Origin of the sequence: Nocardia farcinica (assembly GCF_029867845.1) — a bacterium.
GTDB lineage: Bacteria > Actinomycetota > Actinomycetes > Mycobacteriales > Mycobacteriaceae > Nocardia > Nocardia farcinica_A.
The window spans coordinates 1-2305 of record NZ_JARWRU010000604.1; the positions used below are offsets into that span (position 1 = coordinate 1).

At 69.3% G+C, this 2305-nt stretch carries 4 protein-coding genes and 1 rRNA gene; all 5 read left to right on the top strand.

Translation table 11 applies throughout. From position 1 onward, the window contains the following. The 5 genes from rrf to QH283_RS13280 all read left to right on the top strand — a co-directional run bounded on the left by rrf (position 1) and on the right by QH283_RS13280 (position 2273). Positions 1 to 117, top strand: a 5S ribosomal RNA gene (gene rrf / locus QH283_RS13260). A 331-nt stretch (positions 118 to 448) separates the two neighbouring features. Then, a complete protein-coding gene (locus QH283_RS13265) occupies positions 449 to 997 on the top strand; it encodes a hypothetical protein (protein ID WP_280503305.1) in 549 nt (182 codons plus the stop codon). 49 nt (positions 998 to 1046) lie between these two features. After that, on the top strand, positions 1047 to 1739 hold the full coding sequence (gene nucS, locus QH283_RS13270) for an endonuclease NucS (protein ID WP_280503306.1): 693 nt from the start codon (positions 1047 to 1049) through the stop codon (positions 1737 to 1739). Positions 1740 to 1749: 10 nt separating this feature from the next. Continuing rightward, positions 1750 to 2058: an ATP/GTP-binding protein gene (locus QH283_RS13275; RefSeq protein ID WP_280503307.1), complete on the top strand. Its 309-nt coding sequence runs from the start codon at positions 1750 to 1752 to the stop codon at positions 2056 to 2058. Continuing rightward, entirely contained in the window at positions 2055 to 2273 is a 219-nt protein-coding gene (locus tag QH283_RS13280) for a hypothetical protein (protein WP_280503308.1), read from the top strand. Before QH283_RS13275 ends, QH283_RS13280 begins: the two co-directional genes overlap by 4 nt. Positions 2274 to 2305 lie beyond the last annotated feature (32 nt).

Consider the following 2305-nt stretch of genomic DNA (forward strand, 5'->3'; position numbering starts at 1 on the left):
TACGGCGGTCATAGCGGTGGGGAAACGCCCGGTCCCATTCCGAACCCGGAAGCTAAGGCCACCTGCGCCGATGGTACTGCACTCGACAGGGTGTGGGAGAGTAGGACACCGCCGGAACATCCTTTCCCGAAGGCCCCCAACCATGTTGGGGGCCTTCGGCGTATCTGTCGGACGATTGGGGGTCGTCATGTATCCGGTCGGAGGCTTCGACAAGCACGGGGCCGCGAACAATCCACCGTGGAATCCGCCGCCGCAATCGAATTCAGCTGGCCCGGGCGGTCCCGGCGGAAGTGGTGGATCGCCTGTTTTTCCTGCGCCGCCGGCATATGAGCCTTCGGCGAACCATGGCGGGCACGGATATCCGGGCCACGGTTTCGTACCGCCAGGTCAGTCGGGACACGGGATGGCGGGATCACCTCCGCCGCGACAGCGCGACGGTCGAGCGGGCATGGTCGTCGTCGTTCTGACCGTTCTTCTCGTCGTCGGTCTCGCCGTGGCAGGCGCGCTCATCGGGAGTGGTGTGCTGCCGCTGGGGAAGCCGATGGCCATCCCCGAAGTCGGCACCTGCTATGCCGACAAGCACGGCAATGTCAAGGATCTCCTGGCGACACTGCCCTGCACGGACCCGGCCGCGGACCGAAAGATCACGAAGTCGGCGATTGTCACCGACACCGATGTGGTGGTCCAGTGTGAGAAGCTGGAGAAGCTCGAGGCCACTGAGGGGACGCATTACGGCAGCTCCGCTGTCGCGCACTCGTGCGTCGTGCCGAATCTGATCGAAGGGTATTGCTACGACGCTCTGTACGTCCGCGAGAGCAGCTGCGGAGAGTTCGCGGCGAAGTTCGATCGGACGTTGTCAGGGGTGACCGATACCGACCTGTGCGCGCCGGAAGTGGCGGAGCCCGGCTACGGAATGGCGTGGATCGCGGCGAACACCAGGCATTTCGTCGACCCCGAGCGACGGGTCACCTACTGCTTCGTGCCCGGGGGCTACTAGGGCGGGGTGGTCCGCCGGCCACCGGACGCCGGGCCCTACACTCGTCCCGGTGCGCCTCGTGATTGCTCGTTGCCAGGTCGATTACGTCGGTCGGTTGACCGCCCACCTCCCGATGGCCCGCAGACTCCTGCTGATCAAGGCCGATGGTTCGGTGCTCGTGCATTCCGACGGCGGGTCCTACAAGCCGTTGAACTGGATGAGCCCGCCGTGTCGGCTGGAGGAGCGCGACGCCGCCGCGGCGGGGGTGCCGGAGACGGCGAAGGCGTTGTGGGTGGTGACCAACAAGGCCGGCGAGGAACTGCGCATCACCATCGAGGACATCGAGCACGACTCCTCGCACGAACTCGGGGTCGATCCCGGTCTGGTGAAGGACGGCGTGGAGGCGCATCTCCAGGAGTTGCTCGCCGAGCACGTGCAGACGCTTGGGCCGGGCTACACGCTGATCCGGCGGGAATACATGACGGCCATCGGGCCGGTGGACCTGCTGTGCCGGGACGAGAAGGGCGGCACCGTCGCGGTGGAGATCAAACGGCGCGGCGAGATCGACGGCGTGGAACAGCTGACGCGTTATCTCGAACTGCTGAACCGGGATCCGTTGCTGGCGCCGGTGACCGGAGTGTTCGCGGCCCAGCAGATCAAACCGCAGGCGCGCACGCTCGCGCAGGACCGGGGCATCCGTTGCCTGACGCTCGATTACGATGCGCTGCGCGGCACGGAGAGCAACGAATTCCGCTTGTTCTAGGCTCGGTAGCGTGCCACGCCGCAAACCCCGCAGCGATCGCCGAACCGGCCGCCCGGACGCCGGTCGGGCGTTGTCGGACGTCTTCGGCTCGATCGAACCCGGGCCGGGCGGGGACGAGGAGTACTCGGTGCGCACCATCCCGGCGGCGCGGGCGCTGAAGACCTATCGCTGCCCCGGCTGCGATCACGAGATCGCGCCCGGCGTTGCCCACATCGTGGCCTGGCCGCGTATCGGCGGGGGCGCGGAGGACCGGCGGCACTGGCATCGCGGGTGCTGGAACGGCAGGCACACCCGCGGCATCACCCGGCGCTGGTCGTGAGCGCCGCGCGGAAACCACTGGCGGCGGGCAATCCGGGAGACGCCGGTGAACGAATTGCTGAGGAACTGGAGAAGGGGGGCCCCCCCCCCGGCGGGCGGGCGGGGGGGGCGGGGGGGGGGGGGGGGGCGGGGGCGGGGGGGGGGGGGGTGTGGGGGGGGGGGGGGTGGGGGGGGGGGGTGGTGGGGGGGGGGGGGGGGGGGGGGGGGGCGAGGTGAACCCGCCCCGGGGGGGGGGGGGGGGGGGGGGG

Excerpts from the sequence above, each read along its gene's own strand:
- QH283_RS13265 (WP_280503305.1), top strand. The coding sequence starts at position 449 with ATGGTCGTCGTCGTTCTGACCGTTCTTCTCGTCGTCGGTCTCGCCGTG.